General features: G+C 55.2%; 23 protein-coding genes and 1 pseudogene. 5 read left to right on the forward strand and 19 right to left on the reverse strand.

What is annotated here, in order from left to right; translation table 11 throughout:
- Positions 1-159: 159 nt before the first annotated feature.
- Positions 160-1,143: a quinone oxidoreductase gene (locus tag ACP3TA_RS03170; protein ID WP_060660196.1), complete on the forward strand. Its 984-nt coding sequence runs from the start codon at positions 160-162 to the stop codon at positions 1,141-1,143.
- Positions 1,144-1,442: 299 nt separating this feature from the next.
- Here ACP3TA_RS03170 and pspG read toward each other — a convergent pair whose 3' ends face one another.
- Together pspG and dusA are read right to left on the reverse strand one after the other, a co-directional pair.
- Complete coding sequence (gene pspG / locus ACP3TA_RS03175; RefSeq protein ID WP_016930270.1) at positions 1,443-1,661, reverse strand: envelope stress response protein PspG; 219 nt, start codon at positions 1,659-1,661, stop codon at positions 1,443-1,445.
- 157 nt (positions 1,662-1,818) lie between these two features.
- Complete coding sequence (gene dusA, locus ACP3TA_RS03180; protein WP_426784497.1) at positions 1,819-2,868, reverse strand: tRNA dihydrouridine(20/20a) synthase DusA; 1,050 nt, start codon at positions 2,866-2,868, stop codon at positions 1,819-1,821.
- A 90-nt stretch (positions 2,869-2,958) separates the two neighbouring features.
- On the opposite strand from dusA, the gene ACP3TA_RS03185 reads away from it, so the two are divergent.
- From ACP3TA_RS03185 to ACP3TA_RS03195, 3 genes are all read left to right on the forward strand, one after another.
- The gene (locus ACP3TA_RS03185) at positions 2,959-4,053 is read left to right on the forward strand and encodes a site-specific integrase (protein ID WP_426784498.1); all 1,095 of its coding nucleotides are present in this window, start codon (positions 2,959-2,961) and stop codon (positions 4,051-4,053) included.
- 412 nt (positions 4,054-4,465) lie between these two features.
- Entirely contained in the window at positions 4,466-4,537 is a 72-nt protein-coding gene (locus ACP3TA_RS03190; RefSeq protein ID WP_288445548.1) for a YoaK family small membrane protein, read from the forward strand.
- 70 nt (positions 4,538-4,607) lie between these two features.
- On the forward strand, positions 4,608-5,693 hold the full coding sequence (locus tag ACP3TA_RS03195; protein WP_249339928.1) for a ParA family protein: 1,086 nt from the start codon (positions 4,608-4,610) through the stop codon (positions 5,691-5,693).
- A 319-nt stretch (positions 5,694-6,012) separates the two neighbouring features.
- Here ACP3TA_RS03195 and ACP3TA_RS03200 read toward each other — a convergent pair whose 3' ends face one another.
- Both ACP3TA_RS03200 and ACP3TA_RS03205 read right to left on the reverse strand, forming a co-directional pair.
- Complete coding sequence (locus ACP3TA_RS03200) at positions 6,013-7,383, reverse strand: hypothetical protein (RefSeq protein WP_426784499.1); 1,371 nt, start codon at positions 7,381-7,383, stop codon at positions 6,013-6,015.
- A 4-nt stretch (positions 7,384-7,387) separates the two neighbouring features.
- Positions 7,388-8,542 (reverse strand): tail fiber domain-containing protein, encoded by a 1,155-nt coding sequence (locus ACP3TA_RS03205; protein WP_426784500.1) that lies wholly within the window; start codon positions 8,540-8,542, stop codon positions 7,388-7,390.
- Between the two features lie 120 nt (positions 8,543-8,662).
- Here ACP3TA_RS03205 and ACP3TA_RS03210 point away from each other — a divergent pair, with 120 nt between their 5' ends.
- Entirely contained in the window at positions 8,663-8,911 is a 249-nt protein-coding gene (locus ACP3TA_RS03210; protein ID WP_426784501.1) for a GlsB/YeaQ/YmgE family stress response membrane protein, read from the forward strand.
- A 36-nt stretch (positions 8,912-8,947) separates the two neighbouring features.
- Here the strand turns inward: ACP3TA_RS03210 and cor are convergent, their stop codons facing one another.
- From cor to ACP3TA_RS03285, 15 genes and pseudogenes are all read right to left on the reverse strand, one after another.
- Positions 8,948-9,184: a phage exclusion lipoprotein Cor gene (cor, locus tag ACP3TA_RS03215; RefSeq protein ID WP_426784502.1), complete on the reverse strand. Its 237-nt coding sequence runs from the start codon at positions 9,182-9,184 to the stop codon at positions 8,948-8,950.
- A gap of 118 nt (positions 9,185-9,302) precedes the next feature.
- Complete coding sequence (locus ACP3TA_RS03220; RefSeq protein WP_426784503.1) at positions 9,303-9,962, reverse strand: hypothetical protein; 660 nt, start codon at positions 9,960-9,962, stop codon at positions 9,303-9,305.
- 323 nt (positions 9,963-10,285) lie between these two features.
- The gene (locus ACP3TA_RS03225; RefSeq protein WP_426784504.1) at positions 10,286-14,407 is read right to left on the reverse strand and encodes a phage tail tip protein J-related protein; all 4,122 of its coding nucleotides are present in this window, start codon (positions 14,405-14,407) and stop codon (positions 10,286-10,288) included.
- An 18-nt stretch (positions 14,408-14,425) separates the two neighbouring features.
- Entirely contained in the window at positions 14,426-15,073 is a 648-nt protein-coding gene (locus tag ACP3TA_RS03230; protein ID WP_426784505.1) for a tail assembly protein, read from the reverse strand.
- On the reverse strand, positions 14,977-15,705 hold the full coding sequence (locus ACP3TA_RS03235; protein ID WP_426784506.1) for a C40 family peptidase: 729 nt from the start codon (positions 15,703-15,705) through the stop codon (positions 14,977-14,979). The genes ACP3TA_RS03230 and ACP3TA_RS03235 overlap by 97 nt, the downstream gene beginning before the upstream one ends.
- A gap of 15 nt (positions 15,706-15,720) precedes the next feature.
- The gene (locus ACP3TA_RS03240) at positions 15,721-16,419 is read right to left on the reverse strand and encodes a phage minor tail protein L (RefSeq protein ID WP_426784507.1); all 699 of its coding nucleotides are present in this window, start codon (positions 16,417-16,419) and stop codon (positions 15,721-15,723) included.
- A 40-nt stretch (positions 16,420-16,459) separates the two neighbouring features.
- Positions 16,460-16,789, reverse strand: a complete 330-nt coding sequence (locus ACP3TA_RS03245; protein WP_063991055.1) for a phage tail protein — start codon at positions 16,787-16,789, stop codon at positions 16,460-16,462.
- Position 16,790: 1 nt separating this feature from the next.
- Complete coding sequence (locus ACP3TA_RS03250) at positions 16,791-19,766, reverse strand: phage tail tape measure protein (protein WP_426784508.1); 2,976 nt, start codon at positions 19,764-19,766, stop codon at positions 16,791-16,793.
- On the reverse strand, positions 19,747-20,013 hold the full coding sequence (locus tag ACP3TA_RS03255; protein ID WP_426784509.1) for a phage tail assembly protein T: 267 nt from the start codon (positions 20,011-20,013) through the stop codon (positions 19,747-19,749). Before ACP3TA_RS03255 ends, ACP3TA_RS03250 begins: the two co-directional genes overlap by 20 nt.
- 62 nt (positions 20,014-20,075) lie before the next feature.
- Positions 20,076-20,465: a phage tail assembly chaperone G gene (gene gpG, locus ACP3TA_RS03260; RefSeq protein WP_426784510.1), complete on the reverse strand. Its 390-nt coding sequence runs from the start codon at positions 20,463-20,465 to the stop codon at positions 20,076-20,078.
- Between the two features lie 57 nt (positions 20,466-20,522).
- Positions 20,523-20,984 (reverse strand): annotated as a pseudogene (locus tag ACP3TA_RS03265) (phage tail tube protein); the annotation flags it as partial.
- 10 nt (positions 20,985-20,994) lie between these two features.
- A complete protein-coding gene (locus ACP3TA_RS03270) occupies positions 20,995-21,393 on the reverse strand; it encodes a phage minor tail U family protein (RefSeq protein WP_426784511.1) in 399 nt (132 codons plus the stop codon).
- Complete coding sequence (locus ACP3TA_RS03275; RefSeq protein ID WP_426784512.1) at positions 21,393-21,953, reverse strand: phage tail protein; 561 nt, start codon at positions 21,951-21,953, stop codon at positions 21,393-21,395. Before ACP3TA_RS03275 ends, ACP3TA_RS03270 begins: the two co-directional genes overlap by 1 nt.
- Positions 21,925-22,236 (reverse strand): hypothetical protein, encoded by a 312-nt coding sequence (locus tag ACP3TA_RS03280; RefSeq protein ID WP_063991049.1) that lies wholly within the window; start codon positions 22,234-22,236, stop codon positions 21,925-21,927. Before ACP3TA_RS03280 ends, ACP3TA_RS03275 begins: the two co-directional genes overlap by 29 nt.
- A complete protein-coding gene (locus ACP3TA_RS03285; RefSeq protein WP_392738398.1) occupies positions 22,233-22,610 on the reverse strand; it encodes a DUF2190 family protein in 378 nt (125 codons plus the stop codon). The genes ACP3TA_RS03280 and ACP3TA_RS03285 overlap by 4 nt, the downstream gene beginning before the upstream one ends.
- Positions 22,611-22,636 lie beyond the last annotated feature (26 nt).

Consider the following 22,636-nt stretch of genomic DNA (forward strand, 5'->3'; position numbering starts at 1 on the left):
GTCTTTATCCGGTTGCGAATGAAGGATCCTGACGCGAGAGTATACGTGATTTTTGCGTCATAACCGATGCAAAAAAGGTATTGACCCCCGCACGGGCGAACTGGATCTCCGATAATAAAAAGAATAGGGTGAAATCAGACACTCCAACGAGGTAACCCTATGGCCAAGCGCATTCAATTCTCCGCCGTCGGCGGACCGGAAGTCTTGCAATACGTTGATTTTACACCGCTCGATCCGGCTGCCGGTGAAGTGCAGATCGAGAACAAGGCGATCGGCATCAACTACATCGACACCTATGTGCGCAGCGGGCTGTACGCGCCGGCCAGCCTGCCGAGCGGCCTCGGCACCGAAGCGGCCGGCGTGGTGGTCAAGGTCGGCGCCGGGGTCAGCGCGATCAAACCGGGCGACCGGGTGGTGTATGCGCAGTCGTCGCTCGGCGCCTACAGCGAGATCCACAACGTGCCGGAAGAGAAAGTGGCGCTGCTGCCGCACAACCTGAGCTTTGAGCAAGGCGCCGCTTCTTTCCTGAAAGGGCTGACGGTGCACTATCTGCTGCGCCAGACCCACGAAGTGCAGCCGGGTGAAGTATTTTTGTTCCATGCCGCCGCCGGCGGCGTCGGGCTGATCGCCTGTCAGTGGGCCAAAGCGCTGGGCGCGCGCCTGATCGGCAGCGTCGGCTCCGACGAGAAGGCGGCGCTGGCGAAGCAGGCCGGCGCCTGGGCCACCATCAACTACCATAAAGAGGATATCGCCCAGCGGGTGGCCGAGCTGACGCACGGCGAGAAGGTCGGCGTGGTATACGATTCGGTGGGGCAAAGCACCTGGCAGGCCTCGCTCAACAGCCTGAAGCGGCGCGGCCTGATGGTCAGCTTCGGCAACGCGTCCGGCCCGGTGACCGGCGTCGATCTGGCGCTGCTGAATCAGAAGGGCTCGCTGTACGTCACCCGCCCTTCCCTCAACGGCTACATCACCAACCGCGCCGAGCTGCAGTACGCCAGCAACGAGCTGTTCTCGCTGATCGGCAGCGGCGCCATTCGGGTGGAGGTGAGAGACGATCAGAAATTCGCGCTGGCCGACGCCCAGCGTGCGCACCAGGTGCTGGAAAGCCGCAGCACCAGCGGTTCCAGCCTGCTGATCCCCTGATCGCGGCCAAAGAAAAGGGCTCCTTGCGGAGCCCTTTCTGTTACTGCGTTTTGTAGGGGTAGAGCAGAGTCCGCCAGAGACAGGGGTTGCTTTAGCAACACGAATTTTAGGTGTCTCTCACGGTGATGAAATCGGTCGCATCACTGCATCGACCCACATCCTAACAGCCCCGTCCGGCAAAAAACACGCTTTATGTGCCACATCGCCGGGGAAAACTGCCAAGCTGTGATCGCTGCCGCATTCGCGGTGCGGGAAATTGTGCAAGTTTCAGTGTGACTGTCTGATTATTCAGCAAAAAATCAGTAACGCCGGATCTGGGGTTTCTGCATTGAACGGTAAATCCATACCCCAACCACCGCCAAAATCAGCCACGGCAGCAGCTTAATGACCACTGCGAACAGCCCGCCCAACAGCATGAATGCCGCCGCCGCCAACAGCGCTGCGAAGATCCCCAGCAGCGAGATGCCGGTCACCATCAGCATCACCACAAAACCAATGAGAAAGAAGATTTCCAACATGATTGCTCCTTTGCAATACAACGTATCTGCAGAGTGGATTACAAGAAGCGTGCCAGAACGGCGGATGGGCTAACCTATTGAAAACCGAAGGCAGGCATCCGGTAACGCACCGAACGCCTGGTGAAAAACACTAACTGTTGGTCAAATTTTTTGTGGATTACGCCATTTCGACGCGCGGCTGACGCACCAGCGCCAGCGCCTGCTCCACCACCCGCGCATCGGCGCCCGGCTTGTGGGCGTTCTCGCTCAGATGGCGACGCCACTGGCGCGCGCCCGGCACGCCCTGGAACAGACCGAGAATATGGCGAGTAATGTGGCCAAGATAGGTGCCGTTAGACAGCTCGCGCTCGATATACGGATACAGCGCTTCGACGATCGCCACGCTGTCCGGCACCGCGGTCTGCGCGCCGAACAGTTCGCTGTCGACCCGCGCCAGGATACCCGGATTCTGATACGCCTCGCGCCCCATCATCACGCCGTCCAAGTGCTGCAGGTGCTGCTGCGCCTCTTCCAGCGTTTTCACCCCGCCGTTAATGGCGATGGTCAACGCCGGGAAATCCCGCTTCAGCTGATAGACGCGCGGATAGTCCAGCGGCGGCACTTCGCGGTTTTCTTTCGGGCTGAGGCCGGAGAGCCAGGCCTTGCGCGCGTGGATGGTGAACATGTCGCACTCGCCGCGCCCGGCGACGGTCTCGATAAAGTCACACAGGAAGGCGTAGCTGTCCTGATCGTCGATGCCGATGCGGGTCTTCACCGTCACCGGGATCGACACCACGTCGCGCATCGCCTTGATGCAATCGGCGACCAGCGCCGCCTGGCCCATCAGACAGGCGCCGAACATGCCGTTTTGCACCCGATCGGACGGGCAGCCGACGTTGAGGTTAATCTCATCGTAACCGCGCTGCTCCGCCAGCTTGGCGCAATGCGCCAGCGCGGCCGGATCGCTGCCGCCCAGCTGCAGCGCCACCGGATGCTCTTCTTCGCTGTAGGCCAGATAGTCGCCCTTGCCGTGGATGATCGCGCCGGTGGTCACCATCTCGGTGTACAGCAGCGTTTCCTTGGTCAGCAGGCGGTGGAAGTAACGGCAATGACGATCGGTCCAGTCGAGCATCGGCGCGATGGAGAAACGGCAACGCGGGTGTTTTCGCTTATCCTCAGGCGTAACGCCCGCCGAGCCTGCTTCTTGTTTGGGTATATTTAGGTGCATACGGTAACCAAATAGTATATTTTCTCTTTGTCAGCACCCCACGGAGCACCCCATTTTTATGGTGACCCGGAATCCGGCAAAGGAATTGAGATGGCATACTATAGCATAGAAAAGCGCCAACGCGCTGATGGCACTACGCGATACCGCTGCACAGTCGGTGTGAAGCAAGGCGGGAAATACATCTACCGCGAAAGTAAAACATTCGGGCGCCACCAGCTCGCTAAAACGTGGGGTGCCAACAGGGTGACCCAGATCGAAGCCGGTGGGGTGCCAGGAGCAAGTAAGTCAACTGACATTACTGTTGGCGAGCTGATCAGAAAATATCTTAACGACCCTTCCCTTGGTGGAAAGTCAGGAAGAACTAAAACTTACGTCCTGAATATGCTAGTTGATTGTGATATCTCCAGCATTAAGCTTTCTGACCTCCAAGATCACCATGTCATAGAGCATTGCCGTGACCGCGCCGCCGCTGGCGCAGGGCCGGCAACAGTGGCGCATGACCTTAGTTATCTATCCTCGGTGCTCTCTTCTGCCAAGCCTATCTATGGCATCGAGTACGTCAGAAACCCAGCAAGGGACGCGCGCCCAACAGCACTTTCGATGGGGCTTGTGGGCAAATCGCAACGCAGAGCCAGGAGGCCAGCCAGCGAAGAGCTAAACCGCCTTGTCGCTGGTTTGAGAGAGCGCGCAGGTAAGCGCCAAGCGATTATACCCTACGAAGATATTCTTAATTTTTCGATACTGTCATGCATGAGGATAGGTGAAGTCTGCCGCATAAGGTGGGAGGACGTGAACGAGCAGCAGCGGGCGGTGATGGTCAGAGATAGGAAGGATCCGAGAAAGAAAGCCGGCAATCATATGATGGTACCGCTACTCGGCGAGGCCTGGGATATTGTTCAGCGCCAGCCGAAAAAATCCGAGCTGATCTTCCCATACAAACCACAGTCCGTTAGTTCAGGCTTCCAGCGCGTCAGAGACCGGTTAGGTATAGAGGACTTGCGCTATCACGATATGCGCCGCGAGGCGGCCAGCAGGCTGTTTGAGGCAGGTTTTAGCATTGAGGAAGTGGCCCAGGTCACCGGCCATCGAAACTTGAATCTGCTTTGGCAGGTGTACACCGAGCTCTACCCGAAATCGCTGCATGAGAAATTTGAGCAGTTACAGGCTGCAAAAAATGCAGGTTGAAAATAACTCGCCGGTTCATGTACCTGATAAATTAACAGTGATGATTTTGACGCGTGACAGTTTATGATTGCTTTAGAATTGAGCCGCACCGAGCGTTCTACCTCGGGCACGTAACTAGCAAGTTTGGCTGTCTAATGGGCGTTAGCGGCCACAGGGAGCTGTAGCAACAGGGATGTTGACCTAATGATGAGATTGATAGTTATCGCTGCCGTGGTAACAGGCGCTTGCTTCTGGCTGATGTACTTGCTTCAACGGGTGAGTGAGTTGCCTTGGGGGTAGGCCAGTGAGGGAGTATTTGATAGTTGGGCTGGTCACTATTTTGTCTTTGGTGGTGATCGCTTGGACAGTAGCTTGGTGACAAAGGCTTGAGTAGCCAGTGGGCTGATGAGGCGCTTGGGTAGGGATCGCAGAGATGCGGCCTGTGATAGCAGTCATGCTCCTAGCTTGGTTCATCATTGGTGGGTATGCGGTGCCAGGGAAGTGATGGGCGTTTGGGTAGGTGGAGTCACCTACCATCAAAATAGTTTTTTGTAAACCATTTCATATAGGTTATCATGATGGAACATATCACAGCAGCAGGAATCGAGCAGGAAAACATGCCTAGCAACAATAAAAAATACTTGGTATGGAACAACAAGGGAGGCGTAGGGAAGACATTCCTTACTTATAGCCTCTCTGTTGAGTACGCTCTTGCTCATAAAGACGAGGATGTTGTTGTAATTGATGCGTGCCCACAATCCAATGTGTCAGAAATAATTCTTGGTGGAAACGGCCTTGGGCAGGAAAATCTCAATAAATTTAGAGACTCTAACAAGACTATTGCGGGATACATCAAAGACAGATTTGGAAAATCGCCGCTGTCAAGAATGGGTTCTGAGTCTTCATATTTCGTGAAGGCAAGCACGGTAAATGGCAAAATGCCAGAAAACTTATACCTGCTTCCAGGTGATGTTGATTTGGATATCTGCTCTCGACTGATATCTCACATTGGTTCTTCTCCTGTTAAAGGGGCATGGAAAACCAGCAGATCTATGATGTCCGACCTCATAGAGGCATTCGAGCTGGACAAGAATATTTCTGATAGACCAAAAACATTTTTCATAGATTGCAACCCAAGCTTTGCTAACTATACCGAACTGGCTGTAACGTCATCAAACCGGATAATAATACCATGCACAGCTGATGCGGCTTCTATTCGCGGAATAAAAAACTTAATAAAGCTGATTTTTGGCATATCAATCGACAAAACAGAGCAGGATGACATGTTCCTCGACTTCCACAAGGAAGCGACAACTAACGCAGTGTCACTGCCTAAGCTACATCTGTTTATTCAGAATAGATCGAGAACCAATGAAAGCGATGCGGCTAGGGCATTTAAATCGCATGCCGAAGAGATTGAGAGGATTTCGGGAGAACTGGTTAAGTCACATGCCAATCTGTTCACTGGCGACAAAATCAATAGCCGCGTAATGAATGTAAAGGATGGCAATACCTTGGCTGCAATTATCAACCATGAAGGGTGCCCGATAAGCCACTTGCTCCAAAAAAGGTATACTATCTACGGGAAAGCGACCCAAGCCAACTCAAAACAGATAGACGCGCTGAAAGACGACATTAACGCAGTCGTTAGAAGCATTTAAGCCTTATCACCCAACCCGGCCACCGCGCCGGGTTTTCTACACCCACCATCTGTACTATATTCACATCAGGGGCAAGGATAAGCCTCGTAGCAATACTCCCATTTACTGATAATGCCCGGCTGCCGTGCCGGGTTTTTTTTGCCTGTCGTTCTCCATCCCTGCTCTACCGACACCCTACCCCGCTCTGTGGCCGCTGCTGAGGCATGAAACCCCGGCAGCTAACCAGGCCAAGTGCCGGGTAGACATGTCTAAGTGGTGCTGCCCCTGCCAATGTTCAACCTGACTGAACAATACGAGACCGGCGGCGGGGCAGCGTATTTTAGATAGGGTCAACGTTCACATTTTCAAGAGCGGCATTTTCCTCGACCGCTTCCGGTGATTCTTCAACCTCGCTCACAGGCATTTCCAGGCGCAGATCAATCCAGCGCCCCGCCGGAATATCCATCGGCTCACCGGCCACAATCGCGGCTGTATCGATGTCAAAGCGGCGTTTGCTTACTTTGACGGTAATAGTGCCGTCTTCGGCGGTGTTGGTCTCCACGAAACACAGGCGGTTGCCGTTCACATCTTGCGGCACTTCGATGTTCCAGCCCTCTTCCGCAAAACCTAACGCGCCGGTGACTTTGTAAACACCAACTGAAACACGCTCAGCGGATACCCCGGCAGCCTCACCGTTTACCGCTACGTAACCGGCAGGTGTGAAGCCGACCAGATAATCATCAGCCATCGTTTCCGGCGCCCCGGACAGCCTGGCTATTGGCGATGCGGATTTCAGGAATCCATTACCATCTACTGTAACGTTATAATCAGAATAGGAATTCTTGATAGGATAGGATTTATAACCATCAGGCTGCCCTTGCCACTCATAGGCAGTCATCGGTACAACATCTAACATAGGGTTTTCACGAATGCTGCCTAACAGTGTAATACTGGGCACGTTGAATGCGGGACCTGAAACCCAAAGCTCCCATCGGTCAATTGTCTTATTGTAAAGTGTCCCAAACTCAATATCACCACCAGAGGGTGTGACACCTAGCGAAAGTATTTCAAGTCCACGGGCATGTAACGCTGTTGTTGTCGAACCACGGCCAGAAAAGTAAACATACTTTAAGTCCATTCCCGGCGATCCGTAATTTCTACCTCCAACAATAACAAAATGCACCCCCGTAGCCCCGGTAGCCGATATGGGGCTTTCAGCAATTTTGCAGTATCGCCGGGCGCCGGTCGGCCCCGATATTCTCGCCGGGACTATCTGGCCATAGCCGCCGTTTTTAACGGTACCTGATAATGAGCCATTTACTTTATCTAGGCTCGGTACAGTAAGCTTACTGCCGTCATCTTTGGTGATGCTTACGTCACCCTTCACCGTCAGCCAGTTGAGCAAGTCCTGACGGTTGCCGCCGAATGACGCCAGCAGGTTGCTGAATTTCGCCGAGAACTGCGTCAGGTCGCCTTCATAGGTGGTGATGATGGCGTAGGCCTGGTCTTTGGCAGTCGGGCCGCTGTAGGGCGCTGATAGCGTCAGTGAGGTGTCGCTGTCCACGCGCTGTATTTCGTACAGCTTGCCATCCGGGCCGATGAATATCATGCCGGGCAATACGCCGTGGCGCGATACGCTCCATTGTGTGCCGGTGGCCGTGACGTTGGCGCTTTTGTTGGTGACCGTGATTTTTCCGGTGGTATACCACATATACTTACCCCTGCTTCATTGATGTAGTGAGATTGCCAGGTATAGCAGCGATCTTTGCTTCTAATTGCTCGACTTTTTCCATCAGCGCAAGAATAGCTTCGTGATGTAACCCCGCAGAGATCCCATTGTTGTCAGGAGCGAGAACACCCTCCACGACAGTGCCGTCTCTCATTTCCATATCTTCTGTGACGATAACCAGTTCAGGGAAAACCTGCTGGACTTCTTGGGCAATGAACCCCGCGCCAGGGTTGCCGTTCCATTTCAGGTTCCATGTGTAGCCACGAAGCTGCTTCATTTTCTCAAGGGGATTTTCAATCAGGCGGATGTTATCTTTGATTCGCGCATCAGATTTCTCAATCCACCGACCATTTGCAGCATAGGCATTCCCATCAGATGACATTGAAAATGCCACTACCAGCCCGCCCGTTGCATTTGCGATACGGTATCTGAACCCCCCAGTTCCCTGTCCTCGATTATTGACGAATTCACTGACGCCATTGGAACCATCCCAGCCAATCCCCGTGCACGCATTCGATATGATACTTCCCGCTCCCTGAATTCGTACTGCACTGGTAATCAGCCCGCCGGTTTTGTTGTTGATGGTTCCCAGCCTTACATCATCACCAGCAGCAATAGTTCCCGCCGCAGTTCCGATATTTCGTGAGGCTGAATTGCCGAGGTCTGACTTATTGGCCTTTTTATCTACCTCTGCTTTATCAGCTTTCTTTTCAAGCTCGGATTTATCAGCCTTGGCGCCCAAGCCATCATACAGCTTCTTGAGTGAAGGGACTTTCACCGCACTGCCATCCGGCCCAACAATGGACACATCCTCGGACGCGGTGATCAACTGCCCCCAGGCGTTTACCTGTTGCTCGTAATAGCTCGTCATTTCCGATACGCGCTGTGCCAGTGCGTCGTTGCTCAGGGCATCGGTCAGTAGCAGGCAGTAGGCGCTGTTGCTGATGGCTTTCGTCGGTGCGCGGTTGACCACTAGTTGCGTCGCGCTATTGATGCGCACCACGGTGAAAGCTTCGTTGGCCGGCATCACCAGAAGCGTGTTGCCTGGGCGAACGGGGTTATTGGCGGTCTGCCAGTTCACACCGCTGCCATTAACGGTCGTACCGCTGAACGTGACCGTCCCGGTATCGTATATTGCCATTAGGATGTCCTTAAAAGAGAAACCCCGGCGCGAGCCGGGGTTCAGAACAGGGATAAGTTGTGTTACGCTCTGCCGCTCTAAGTAGTTCTTAGAGCCTTTCAAATCAAAAGTGAGGGAGTTATGGGTATTATTTCATGGATTATCTTTGGTCTGATTGCAGGCATTTTGGCAAAATGGATTATGCCGGGTAAAGATGGTAGCGGCTTTATCGTTACGGTCATCTTGGGTGTAATAGGTGCCGTAGTTGGGGGCTGGATCAGCACCTTCTTTGGGTTCGGTAAAGTCGATGGCTTCAACTTAGGCAGTTTTGCTGTTGCGGTCGTGGGTGCCATCGTCGTGCTGTGGGTCTACCGTAAAATTCGTAGCTAATCCCATAATATGCCCGGCGCCAGCCGGGCGCATCTACTACTTATCGCAGTTGGTGCTGGTGAAGTTGTTTTTACCAACCCAGCGCCAACCGAACACCCCACCAGCTTTATATTGCGTTTGTTCCACCTGCTTGCGAACGCCATAGATAGGAACTGATGTATCCTGCCCAGCAATAAGGGCCGTCCCGTAGCAAAGAGGTTCTTGCTTTCCCAAAATGCCAGCGCATCCAGTAATAGATACGGATACCAATAATAAAATAGCTAATCTTTTCATCCCTTTATTATCTCCCCTGCTGTGATATCCATATCCTAGCATCGATAACCTTGACTAACGATCGTTTGTAACGATGAATATCATCAAAATCAATTGTTTCTTTCGAACATGTCGGCAATCAAAAGCCAGATACATCTATTACGTACACCGAATCCTTTGTGTTGTAATAAGTTATATTGTGCGCTTCGCCGCCGGGAGTATCCCATGCGCCAGAATATACTGATGTATTGTTTCCATCAAAAGCTGAAAAGCTCGATATTGGTTGCTGGAACGGCCTTGGCTGCTGATGTCCAATAACAGCCGTAATGTAACCTGTAGTTGCTGGTATTATCGCCCATCGGCCCACCAGGTTTTCTCTAACATTGTGACCGGCTCCATCGCTCCCAGGCTCGCCAAGCCGCCGAGGTGCAGGCATAACTTTTGTCTCATTTGTTTGAATACATCGACCCTGGGCATCAAATATGTTAATGCCAAAATTCACCGGTGGTTGAAATTGCGTCGAGAAAGCATAAACATCTATAGCATAGGGGCCATTGCCAATTATTAACTTAGATGTGACCGATGCCCCGCCACTAGAAGATCTGGATACAGAGGCGATAACTCCACTTGTATTTGCAACCATTGCCAAAACAACCGGTTTGGTAAAATCAATATCGAGCTGATCGTTCCCCGCCCCAGCACGATCTATACGATACTTTCTTACTAAGCTCATCGGCGTGCTATCTGGCGTAGCCCACGGTACCCCATCATTATCAACAAATAACGCACCCCATGACATATTCACACCTTCACAAGATAGATAATAACCCAACCAGAGTATGCTGGGGCAGTACCCCCACCCCAGACACCATTTGCATCAAACATTTCGATGCGGTTATTGCCAATGACTCGTAGCCCCCTTCTTTCCTGAGTAAATCCAATCCCATCTTGAAGGCTCATAAAGTCTATTCTGTAACCATTTGGGACGGTAAAGGTCCAACTTCCAGACTTTTGATTCTGCTCTACTCTAATTGTTCCTATCGTGAAGACCTTAACTATCCCTGTATTATTTGGAACGCCGTTTGAATCCCACGTCTGAAACCCCCATGCCACATGAACTCCTTAATATTCTCCAATAGCCACACGCAGCACGCCATTACTGTCATGCAGTCGTATAGAATTATTCTGAATTGTCAACTGGCCAGCACTCCCCTTACCACTTATCTCAAACGTCCCATCCGATTTCATGATGGTCCCCGAGCGCCCCGGCACATAGTTAGACGAACGAAGTTCACCAATTTTTGCCAGCGTAATGGCGGCATAATTGATAAATCCCTCATTCACAAACATCTGTCCGTTTTGGATCACAAATGGCACCACCACCTGACCATTTGCCCGGTTGATGATGGCGAAGCGGTTGGCATCCACCAGGAACTGGCTGTTGCCTTCGCTATCCACTCCCAGCGCAACGCCACCCACGACAGGGTTACCGTTAGCATCCACTTCAACCTTGACCATCCATGTCGCAGACAGTTTGCCGTTAACGTCTGCCTGCACTTCGCTGACTTGCTGCAGCTGCGCAGTGTTTTCACCCATCTGCGCCTTGAGCGTGGTCTGTTCTTTCGCGACGGCCTCCTGCTGATTCGCGATAACGCTCTGCTCATGGATGATTTTAGCTTCGGCCTTCCGGCGCTCTTTGCCCTGCTCATGAAGCCCAAGTGCCTGCTCAATCAGCCCTTCCGGCGTGTTGTCGATAGCGGCAGACGCTTCCAGGCTCTGGATGCGCGAACCGCTGGCCTGCTGAGCCTCGCTCACGGTTTTCACCTGGTCGAGCGCCTGCGCCACCGAATCGACGGTTTCGCTCCTGACCTGTGTGATGCGTTCGCCAAGCGCCTTGTCGGCATCGGCGCGGGTTTTCGCTTCCTGGGTGATACTGGATTTGTTCTCACCTACCTGGCTGCTCATGTCACGCAACGCCCGGCTGGTTGCTTCCTTTTCACGGGCTACGGTTTCATCCAGCCGCGTCAGGCTGGCCGACGCCGTATCGAAATTGGCAGTCAGGGTGGTGAGCTGTTTGGCATGGGCCTCCTGCTGATTGGCAATCACCTCCTGCGTGGTTTTCAGCGTGGCCGAGACGGCAGCCTGCCGCTGCTCGCCCTCCACCTGGTTGAGCGAGTTTTGGATGGTGGCTTTGGCGTTAGCCTCCAGCCCCTGCGCAATCTGTGCCTGGCTGCCTTCGAGGTCACTCTGCGACTGCTTCAGTTGGGTGATACCGGCCGCGTTCTCGCCGACTTTGGAATCCAGCTTGCTGAGCTGCTCCGCCGTCGCCTTGCTGTCAGTGGCCACCGTCTGGCTGAGGCTCTTGATGCTGGACTCATTACCTTGGGTGCGGCTTTCCAGCTGCTTGAGCGAAGTCGCCGTGGCCTTCTCATTGTTAGAGACCGTCTTTTCGAGCGTGGTCAGCGTGGCCTGCTGTCCATCAAAGTTCGCGCCCAGCTGCTTAACGTCTTCGGCGACGGACTGCGTGTCGCTCTCAAGCGTGTTCTGTCGGTCGACAATCCACGCTTCGCGCTCGCCGCGTTCCTGCTTCTCCTGCTGCAAGCCGATACTGGTTTCAATCTGTGCTTTTGCGAGGCTGTCCAGGCGCTCTGACGCATCGGCAAGCTGCTTGTCCAGCGCGGCCGCATCAGCGCCCAACTGGTCACGTACCGTCTCGATCTGCTTCTCGATATCTTTTAGGTTGGCCTCGGTGATGGCGCTGTTAATTTTATCCTGCAGCGCTTTACCCAGGTCACTTTCCAGTATCTGTCCGGCGATAATATCGAGAATGCCGCGTGCATCATCGCGCGGTTCACCGCTGGCCTCGACGAAGTTGGATTTCCCAACAGCGTTTACACTGCGCACGTAAAAATAATATCGGTGACCAGGCTTGATATGTTGCCCCTGCACCACCCACAACGTGCCCGTGCCCAGATATTGCGCCCGGGCGGTGACCGTGGTGATGTCCGTAAGTTGCCGGTCGGAATACCAGAACTCAAACTGCGTGCGCAGCGCGTTCATGCCACCGGTGCGCGGGATCACGCCGAGACTGAAATAACCGGGTTCAACGTCAATATAGGACGGCGGCGCCGGCGGATTAATCGAGAACGTGACGGATGTCGGCTCCCCTTTCTGCCCGCGGGTGTTTTGCGCCGTGACCGTCAGGGTATAATCCCCGCGCGGCAGTCCGCCAAAACGATAGAGGCTGTCTGTCGTGGTGGCCGTCCCGACAATACGCCCCCCTACCGTTAACTTGAGGACAAAACTTATCCCTCGCGCGGCATAAGGCGTATCCCAGGTGGCGACCACCTGCCACGCTTCCGTGTCTTGCGTCAGCTCGACCGCCAGGTGCTCAACCGGCGGGATGAGAGTGCTCAGATTAGTGTCAGGTTTTGGGTCAAAGCGCGCACCATTATCGACAATCGCCTCTTTCTCCGGCACATGCTGTACCGCCGAAACGGCATAGGTGCCATCCCCTTTGTCGCTGACCGTGATGGCCCTGAACAGTCGGCGCCGCAAAGAAGGCAGACCGAGCGCCCAAACGCCTCCCTCGCGCACGCCCGCGGGCAAGCCGTTGACCTGAAGCTGGTTGGCCGCAGGGAAACCCGTCACCGTCAGGCGAACCGGTTGCCCTGTGGCGTCCATCAGACTGAGGGTCGCCTGACCCTTGGCCGGCTTTTCTACGGGGCGATCGAGCGTCAGCGTATTCGTTTTTTCATCGACACTAACCAGGCGGCCGCCGATCTGCGCATCCACGTAATCATTGTCCGCCACCTCGATGATGTCGCCCGGCGTGTGTCGCAATCCCTCGGCGCCCACCGCAAACTCCACGGTTTGCGTTTCCAGCTTTTCGGTGGTCAGGATCCACAGGCCGTGACGATGTGCCTGACCGCGGCTTGTGCATCCAAACGCATCGACCCGCAGCACATTACGGCCAAAGCGCGCCACCATGGCATCGTCGGACACCTGCTCAACGCTGGTTTTCCAGCCGTTGTCCGGATCGATAAATCGAACTTCAACCACGGTATGACGCGCCTTTAGCGAGCTGGCACTGTAACCGAAAGCGCCGCCTACCACATTGGCATTGGTATATGGCCAGACGACATCAGAGGGCCGATCCTGAATGAACGTCATGCGGCGCCCATCCCAGACTGGCATCACGCGCATCATGGCGCAGAGCTCGCTGACGATGTCGTAGGCCTTGCGCAGATCGGTCAGGTAGGCATTACAGCGCATGCGGGGTTCACGCCCGCCAAAGCCGTTCGGCACGGACTGGTCGCAATATTGCCCTATCGCATAGAGAGCAAACTTGTCTACTTCACCGACGTTAAGGCGTTTTCCCATGCCGTAGCGTGGGTGGGTCAGCAAGTCATACAGCACAAACGCCGGGTTATCTGACCAGGCAGGCTTGAAAGCGCCGGTCCAGATGCCGTTATATGTCCGGGTGACCGGATCGTAGTTATCCGGCACCTGCACGATTCGCCCACGCACCAGATAATTACGGCGAGGGAATTTGTTCCCGAACTGTTCACTGTCAAAATTCAGCCCCACCACTGCAGAGCCAGGGTAAGTCTGGGCAATGTCAGTGATCTCGGTGTAACTCGACCATACCGTTGTATTCTGGATCCGGTCTGTCGTGCTGTCAGGTGTAATACGCACCATACGCACGCTGAAAGGCCGCGGGGGCAGGTTATCAAGCACCACAGCCATCATGTAGGGCGAGTTGCTGCGTTTGCCGCGAATGGTCACGTCTTTTTCCGTTACCCAGGCGCCGTTGCGCTGGATCTGGACCTGCAGCTGAACTGCCGTTGGCACGCGGCTACCATCTTCAGTGACCTCCATCAAAGACTGTGTGCCAAACGTAAGGCGCAGGCGATCAATGTTGGGTGTGGTGATGGTCCGGGTAACGGGCGCTGATTGTTTTATCTCGATGCCAACGGGTGTCTCACTGGACGAGTCGGTAAACCCTTCCATCACCGGTTGTTCCAGTGTGCCGGCACGCCATTGCGCCACCATGCCATTGACGCTGCTGTTGCCGCCGTCATCCACTGCCGGCGTATCATCCAGGTGGACAGACTGCAGCCCCTTGACTGGACCTTCGATGGGGCCTTCGCTGATAAGGTCAATGATCGACAGTTTCTGACGCGACTTCAAATCATTCGGCGCCTCATAAGGTGTGCTTTGTTTGCCGCCGCCTTTACCCATGAAATCACTCCTTGCTTGTTAACCGCCGTGCTTGCCGGCATCAATCTGTTTTGCGTCTCCGTCATCCATGATCTCCACTGCCTGAGAGATCACCCGTGAACCGCAGAGCATTTCACCGTAAACCACGGGCACCGGCATACCTTGCGCCACAGCGTTGTCTAGATTGCTGAAATACGTATTGCCTTTTTCTTCCTCGCTGCGCGAAAGCGTTGGCGACTTCGACATCGGTGTCAGCATCTGTGCCACGCCGCCGAGCATCATGGCGGCGCCGGTAGACATCATTATCGTTGCGGCCGCTCCCCATCCCGCCGGGTTCCACCACCCTACGGCCAGAATGGCGGCACCGGCGATAAATTGGAAAGCGCCCCCCTTTGCAGCACCTGCCAATCTTGGCACGATATGCACAACGGCCCCGGGCGCCAATGGTTCATGTAGGCGCTGATGAAAGTCATTGGGCAGTACATCACAGCCGGCGATGCGCACCTGATACCAACCTTCTTGGATGCGTTGGCGCAATGGGGGGATTTGCATCAACAAGCCATGAAGTCCCTCGGCGGCGCTCTCGACATTCATCGCAAAGCGACGGCCAAATCGTTGTAGATCCCCGTACAGGCAGAAGGTCGCCACGCGTGGTAGCGCCAGATTGAGTGAGTCATGCGTTGCCATCGGTCGGTATACACCTCGCGTTTGCTGAGTTGGTTAGGAATATGGTGCAGAATGGTCTGGTCGCCGAGATACACGGCAGCGTGATTCGGAACTGAACTGGCATAGCAGCAAAGGATGATGTCACCCGTTCGAATGGACGTTTTCACCTGACGAAAACCATTATCACCAAAGTTATCGAGGTAAAGGTTATCCCCGCGTCGCCACCAATCCTCACCGCGGTAAAAATCCGGTAAATCAATCCCGGCCAGATGGTAGGCATCCCGAAACAGTCCATAACAATCGGTATCGCCGTGCACGAACTGCCGCCCCAGCAACGGGGGCACACACCGAAAACGGTGTATCCTGCCCTCACAGACTAACCACCACGGCAAGCCGCTGTTAACCTGATGCTCGCGGTCTGCGGTGCTCAAAAAAGGTTCACCGTCAGGGTGGCTGTGCACCACGGCGACAACCTCTCCCAGCCGGCTCGCCTGGATATACTCGTCGGGCGTGAAGATAAAATGCTGCGCCCGATCGGCGGCCTGGTTTTCTGCCGGGAAATAGCGCACTCCCTGCGCGGTGCGTACCACCAGACCGCACGATTCCGCTGGCGCCACTGCCTGCGCGTGCGCCAAAATGTCTTGTTCAATCATGAGTCGTCCTGAATGTCAGTTACCCAGGCGGGAGGTTGAGATGAAACAGCCAATGCGGCCGGCGTTGTTACGAAGCTTGCAGTCAGATAAACGCCTGCCGCACTTGTCCCTGGCAGGATCGGTAGTGGGTTTGCCGAACTCGTCAGCAACCGGCGGCCCCGCGTATCCACATTCTTCAGACCGGTAGCCCCACGGGCAGACATCGGACAAGATGACCCGGCCGGGAAGCATCAGTCCATCCGTTTCACTGGGCGCGGACAAGGTAAACTCGGCGGCACGCGCGGTCAGTTTGGTCATCTGTTCAATCACCCAGCGGCTGACCACCTCCTGAGACGCGTCTGCCTGCGGATTGCCGCCGGCAAAATTCACGGCGTCCAGATAACGCACGCAGACCTGACGGCGCATGACCACCCCGCCTACGGCGCTGTCAAAATCCCCTGCAATGGCGGTGACCAGCCCAAGCAGGTTAGAGACCTCCAGCGTCGGTCTCGCCGCGGGGCCTTTACCGTTGAAGGTAAAGCCGCTGCCTTTTATGGGATAAGGCTCGTATTCATGCCCTTGCCAGACTACCGGCTTCATCATGCCATTAACCCCGCTGTGCAGACGCAGTCGCGTGCCGCCGATCAGTGTCATGTCGATGTCGTACAGCTCGATCAGGGCATCCATTTTGATTTCGGTAATGGCAATGCGCATTTCTGGCGGTATTTGTTGCATTGAGGCTCCATAAATCAAAAGCCCGCATATCGCGGGCGCTTCAGGCAACAACCTGTTCAAATTCGGCGCTAAATTCTGTCCAAATCAGTTTCACGGAAGTTGACCACTTTCGACAAACCACACGAATGGCCTGCGCCTGAAAAGGAGGGGTCCACAGAAATGCCGCCGCGCCGCCGTGGCGGGCAAGAAAACGCTCCACCTCTTGCGCTTCAGCATGTTTGCGCGAAAGTGCGATGCTGTACTTTTTCAAGTCATTATTGATGCCATCAGGCCGGCGCTGTTCATAGCCGTCGCCAAAAGCCACCGACTTCACACGTGGCTCAGACTCCACGCGCATGTCGGGCCTGACTTTCCAGATGAATGTCTCCATGTCATGCCCCCATCATTCCACCATCCCGCTGCTGCTGCAGGAAGAAGTCACGCGCCCCCTGTTTACCCAGGTCATAAATCGCCCTCGCAGCCTCCGGGCCCAATTGCCCGTTACTGCCATCATTGTTAATGCTCACATTGTAATTAGGGGCAAAGGTCATTCCGGCGCCGGCAAGTTTGGCCACCACGCCCAGCTTGCCATCTGCACCGCGTCGAAGGGGGAAGATGCCTTCCGGCCCTGCCTCCCCCATCAACCCGGCCCCTTGGGCGAACGCGAACAATGTCGGCTTGTTGACCACCTGACCACTCCAGGCGCCCAGGCCTGGCGAACGGTAGACGCCACCCGCGGCATTCGGTACGACTGAGCCGCCGCCAAACGCTCCCGCGACGGCGCTGATGCCTTTGACCAGCGCCATTTTGACCAAGATTTCGGTCAGCATTTTCAGAATGGACTTGGCGAAATCCTTGAAGCTGGCTTTCCCCTCGGTCAGGAAGGTGGTCAATTGGCCGCTGATGCCGTCCAGTGCTTGCGTGCTGGCATTTTTGATCTGCGCATTGACATCAAGCGCCGCATCGCGATACTCCGCCCACGCCGTTTTGGCGCCGGCCAGCCAATTGCCCCGTTTCTGATCTTCCATGGCAAAGGTTTTTTCCTGTGCCGCCTGCAGTTCGCCAAGGCGGGGGTTATCTTTCTGACCGTAAGCAAGCTGCTGCCTTTCCAGCTCTCGTTGCATTTCACGCCCGGACAGCCCCCGGCTGTTGGCGATCGCTTCCTGCTTCGCCTGCTGTTGCGCCAGGTACTTATCCGCCTGATCAGAGAGCCGATTAAGCCTTTCCTGCAGAGCAACCTCGTCCCCCTTCACCGCCAGGGTTTCCTTTTGCGCGAGAATGCTGTCGCGAGAGGCCAGGAGGGACTTTTCCTGCGCAGTTAATTTGCGCTTGTCGGCTGCCTGCTCCAACACGGTAAATTTCGCCTGCGCCTCCCACAGGTCTTGGCGCTGCCGGCTTACCGTATCATTGACGCTTTTATGCTTTTTCAGGACTTCAAGCCGCGATTCCAGGGCCAGCAGGTCACCTTGCGCCTTCTCATCTGCCAGGTTGCCTGCCGGTGCGCGATACTGCGGCCCTTTGCGAGTCTGCCTTGCTTTTTCCTTGGCATAGCGCTCGTTTTCCCGACGCACGGCGTCATCTTTCACCGACTGGGATGCATAGGAGTTACGGATCTTCGCCAGCTCACGCTGGTGTTTCTCTTCTGCCGTCTCATACTGCTGCTTGAGTGCCTGATTGGCCTGGAACTGGCGTTTTTGACGCGTCTCCTCGTCGCGGTCGGCTTTCTCTCGCGCCGCCTTCACACTTTCCTGGTAATCCTGCTCTTTCAGTTGTGAAAGCTCTCTCTCGAGATCCGTTGCCGTTTGGCCGGTCGCACGGTAAAGGTTTAGCTGGTTACCAGGAGCGCGCTTAATCTCGTCAAGTTTCTGCTGAACCTCGCGGATCTTGTCCTTAACCGTGGTCTCACGGCCGATATTCAGCATCTTATCCCAGGCGGACGATGCCGCATCCCCCAGCCATTTCCATGCCGATTCCAACGTACCGAGGTTCTCTTTGATCTCGCCACTGCGCTGCCGCATGGCTGTCGCGTAACTGTCCATAGCAAGGGCGGCGGCGTCTGTAGCGCGCCCCTGTTCGGAAAGGTGAGTGATCTGCTCGAGTTGCGTTGCGGTCAAAAAGTGCAAAGACTTGTCAAGTTCGGTGACAGCTTGAACAGGATCATCCTGCAGGCGCTTAAACTGATTAACCGTCTCATCGATTGACTGCCCGACATTCGCCTTGAGCTTCGCCGCAGTGTCCGCAATTAGGGTGATAGTGTTGCCAGAGAAACTGCCGGAACCCACCACTTTCGCCAATGCATCGGCGGCATCATGCTGTGTGACGCTATTGCTGGTGAGTGCTCTTGCCATTAACTGCAGATCGCCGGCTGTTTTACCCGCATAATTCCCCGTCAGGATAAGCTGACGATTGAACTCGACGGCTTCCTGTGAGCCATCATGCCAGGCCTTGCCCACGGCGTAGAGCCCACCCGCAATACCGCCGACAACACCGGCGATGCCCAGCCCTCGCAGCGTCATCAGTTGGTCAATCCAGCCGGCGCGGTTTGCCAACGTAATGCCCGAGCCACGGAGTGCCCCGAAGTTTCCCCGAGCCACCTCACCGAACAAGATCCCCAATTCACGACGCGCTGCAGCGCTTTTCAGACCCAACTCATGGGTACTGCCTTTGGCGGCCTCAAGCTTGCGGATATAAATATCAGCAGCATCCCCGACACCCAGTTGCGCGGCCCGAAAGCGCAACATTTCGGTGCGAGAGAGTTGCTGTGTGGCGACCTGGCTCTTGAGTTGCTGAATAAACCGAGCTTTGTCACGCCCCGCCTGGGCTTCTGCAGCGGAAAGCTCCTTCACTTTTGCCGTGGTGTGCGTCACCAACGTGAGGTAATCATTTTGGCTGATGTTGCCGGCTTTGCGTGCCTCACGGATCCGAGCTTGAATGGCACGCAGTTGCTGCAAGCTGCCATCGAGCTGCTTCACGCCATCGATCTGGCGGAAAAAAGAAGCAGTTAGCCCATCCTGTTCCCGGGCCAATGCGGTAGCCTGCGATTGACTGCTTTGCAGACGGCGGCTGTAGTCAGCGACTCGCTTATGCGTCTCTTCAACCGCCTGCGCCTGCGCGGCCCATTTCTCAGCCAATTTTTCGGATGATGCAGCCTGCCGGGCTTGCGCCTGAACAACGGCCTGAGCACTCCCCTGAGCTGCATCACTGATGGCTGAAGCCTGACGCACGGCCAGCCGGCGCATCCGCTCCGCTGACACATCTGCCTTGCGGCCAGCTTCCTGCATTTGACGCTCAACACGGCCCATCTGTTCATGAAAACGGACCGTATCAGCATTAAGATTGACGACCAGATCAGCTATCTGCTGCGCCATAACGTATTCCTCCCGCCAAACCTTCGCCGGCAGACATCAGCAATTCCTCACTCATTTCTTCCGGCGCCTGCTCAGCCGCAAGCAAACTGAAATCCCGCGCACTCATGCCGACATCGCCAGATACCAGTGACACTATTGTGCTGTTCAATGCCGCAAATTCAGCATCCAGTAACCGGTTGCTGAATGGCGTTTCGCCGAAAAAGCGTACCCAGCACGCGAACTCACTGGCAGTCATTTCACTGAGCATCCTGCGCCAATCAGCCCGGCGAAACTCATGGGCCAGGCGCAGGATGAACTCTCGCTCGCGGGTTAAGGCTTTTCCAGGCTGTCGGCCTGGGAATCATCTGCGGCGTCTTCACCTTCCGTGGATCCAGCGCCTTTCATGTCGCTGAGCACCAGAACCTTATCAACCGCCTGAGCCAGCGCCTTGTCTGGCCAGGCGGCGAGGATCTCACGGAAAATCGTCTCAACATCCCGATCGCGGTCGTCATGCCACAAGGAACGCGATACCAACCAGGCATTGACCTCGGTATTCAGGCGTATCAATGCAGCGGTTTGCGCTACGTCAGGCTGTTCGCCCTCGGAGCCGGTATCTTTACTCGCCAGATATTCGAAGTATTCAGCACGTTGCAGGGCGGAGAGCTCATGCAGCTGCACTTGCTCACCGTTGTAAATGAATGGCTCTTTTTTCAAAAACATGGTAACTCCTGGATATTAGCCGACCTGCTTGGGATCGGTCGGTGCCGCATCTTTCATTTCTTCAGCCAATTCGGGCTTGCCCGTATTGGTGACTTTAATGGTACGAGTGATCACTTCCTTGGCGGGCACGGACTTGCCCAGTCCGCTGACCCATCCCTTGAACAGATCAACCGTGCCGTTGGGGTAGCGGATTTTGTAGTAGCGCACAGCGCCGGTATTAAACCAGTCCAGCAAATCCTTTTGGCCTTGCTCTTTCGGCTTCCAGGCCAGGGTGATATTGGCCTCACCAGAGGATTTTTCGCCCTGCGCTGTCGCCTTCCAGTCAGCATTCGGGTCATCCAGATACGTGTCGTCATAACTCTCTGCAGTAATTTCCCCGGGCTGCAGCTCCTTGATTTTCGCCAAACGCGTCCAGTCGGTGTCACTGAGCGGATCTTTGGTTGCATCGCCTTTGCCGGTATAGATCCACAGCGTGGTGCCGGCGCCCTTGACGGGCTCGAGCGGATTCGGTGTCGCCATCGTCTTTTCCTTACATGAAGTAGGTGAGTAAATAGGTAAGATCAGCGGAGCCCCATGTCGCCATTTCATCATCTCGCTGATAGTCATAACCCTGAGGGGTCATCGTCTCGATGAGGCTTGCCAAACCGGGCACGGACGCCAGTGCGGGATAGATGTTTTTTTCCATCCATGCATCGAGTGCAGAATCTGGATTCGAGGCCCGTAAAAACACCTCAATGTGCAACATGGCCTGCCAACTGTCGGCATCGGTATAGGCCCCCGTGTGCTGAGCCTCCGTCAGGTACACCGCGACCGCCGGCAATTCCTTTTCATCCAAAAAAACAGGGCGACCATCGTGAAAAGCCGCCTCTTTAATGTGTGATTTGAGCGCGTCGAGGACGACCCGCCTTATCTCGGTATGTTTTTGCACTACACCCCTCGCTTCAAATAGAGGCGCAACTGGTTTTTAAGGGCGTAGCCCATTTCTTTTCCCATGTCAGCCTGCAGGAGTTTGCGCGTTTCCTCCTGATAAGCTGAAGTCAGTGGCGTAGCCAGGGGGATTTTGACGACCTCGATGGGATATCTTTTCTTGCCAATCCGTCGCAGAACGTGCCATCGCCCGTTGGCCAGCTGTTGAATAAAGGCATTACGAAAGGTGTAACGGCCGATTTTCAGCACGCTACCCTGACCGCCGGAAAATCCCGCACGGCGCGAGATCTGCATCCGGGCAGCCCCCAGCTTGATCGCCGGAAGGTTGCCACGGTTGACCGTCAGCCTCGCCCTGGGAGGATTTTGTTCCGGGCTGGCCCGCCGAAGTCGAACACGCTGACGCACCAGTTTTTGCTGAATGCGCACCTCGCCGGCCACCCGCTTGGTGCTGCGACTGATAGCCCGCACCGTGACCCGGTTGATGGCCTGGGCTGTGGCCACGGGCACCATGTCCTTGCTCAGGCTGTTAAGATTACGGATTGCCTGTTCCATTCCCTTCATCCACGGCCTCCTCCAGCCAAATTTGCGGTTTTCCGTTGTAAATGTGCCAACGTTCGACGCGATAATGGCCCCCCTCCCAGACCACCGCATCACGGCGGGCTGGAAGATAGGAAGTGTCGAAAACCACCAGCGTCACGCCATCGCCATTAACGGGCCCCATCTCAGGCAACGTGTGTGCATCCACGGCGGGGTAGCTCAGGGCGTTGATTAAAACGGGCTTTGCCATGCGAGATTGCGTCACGCTGTCCATCCTGGCAGTCATTCGGGAGAATGGGGTACTCATGCCTGCGCCTTGTCGCCTTTAGTCCCTTGCGAGCTCACGTTAACACCGGCAACACCAACATTGAGTTTTACGGGGACGGCAATACGTTCTGCCGCCGTAGCTTCCCATGCGAGACCAATGGCTTTCTCGCCGGCTGGCGCAGCCTTACCCTCAGCCAAAAAGACCGATTGGCCGGCGCTGAAGGCGTCACCCTCTTTTTTAGGCACCAAAAATACGCCTTCGGCAAATCCATCGCCTGTCTCACCCGGCGCAATGTCCGTGATGGCAACGGCGGCGAGTCCGCCGATAACCACCACATCGCCGCTGGCAATCGCCTTCTGCGTGTCATTAACGACCGGAATGGTCAGTCCTGCCTGCTGATAATTCTTTGCCATGATTGCATCTCCACGGCCCCGCAGGG

Origin of the sequence: Serratia sp. 2C06 (genome assembly GCF_050037615.1) — a bacterium.
Lineage (GTDB): Bacteria > Pseudomonadota > Gammaproteobacteria > Enterobacterales > Enterobacteriaceae > Serratia > Serratia ureilytica.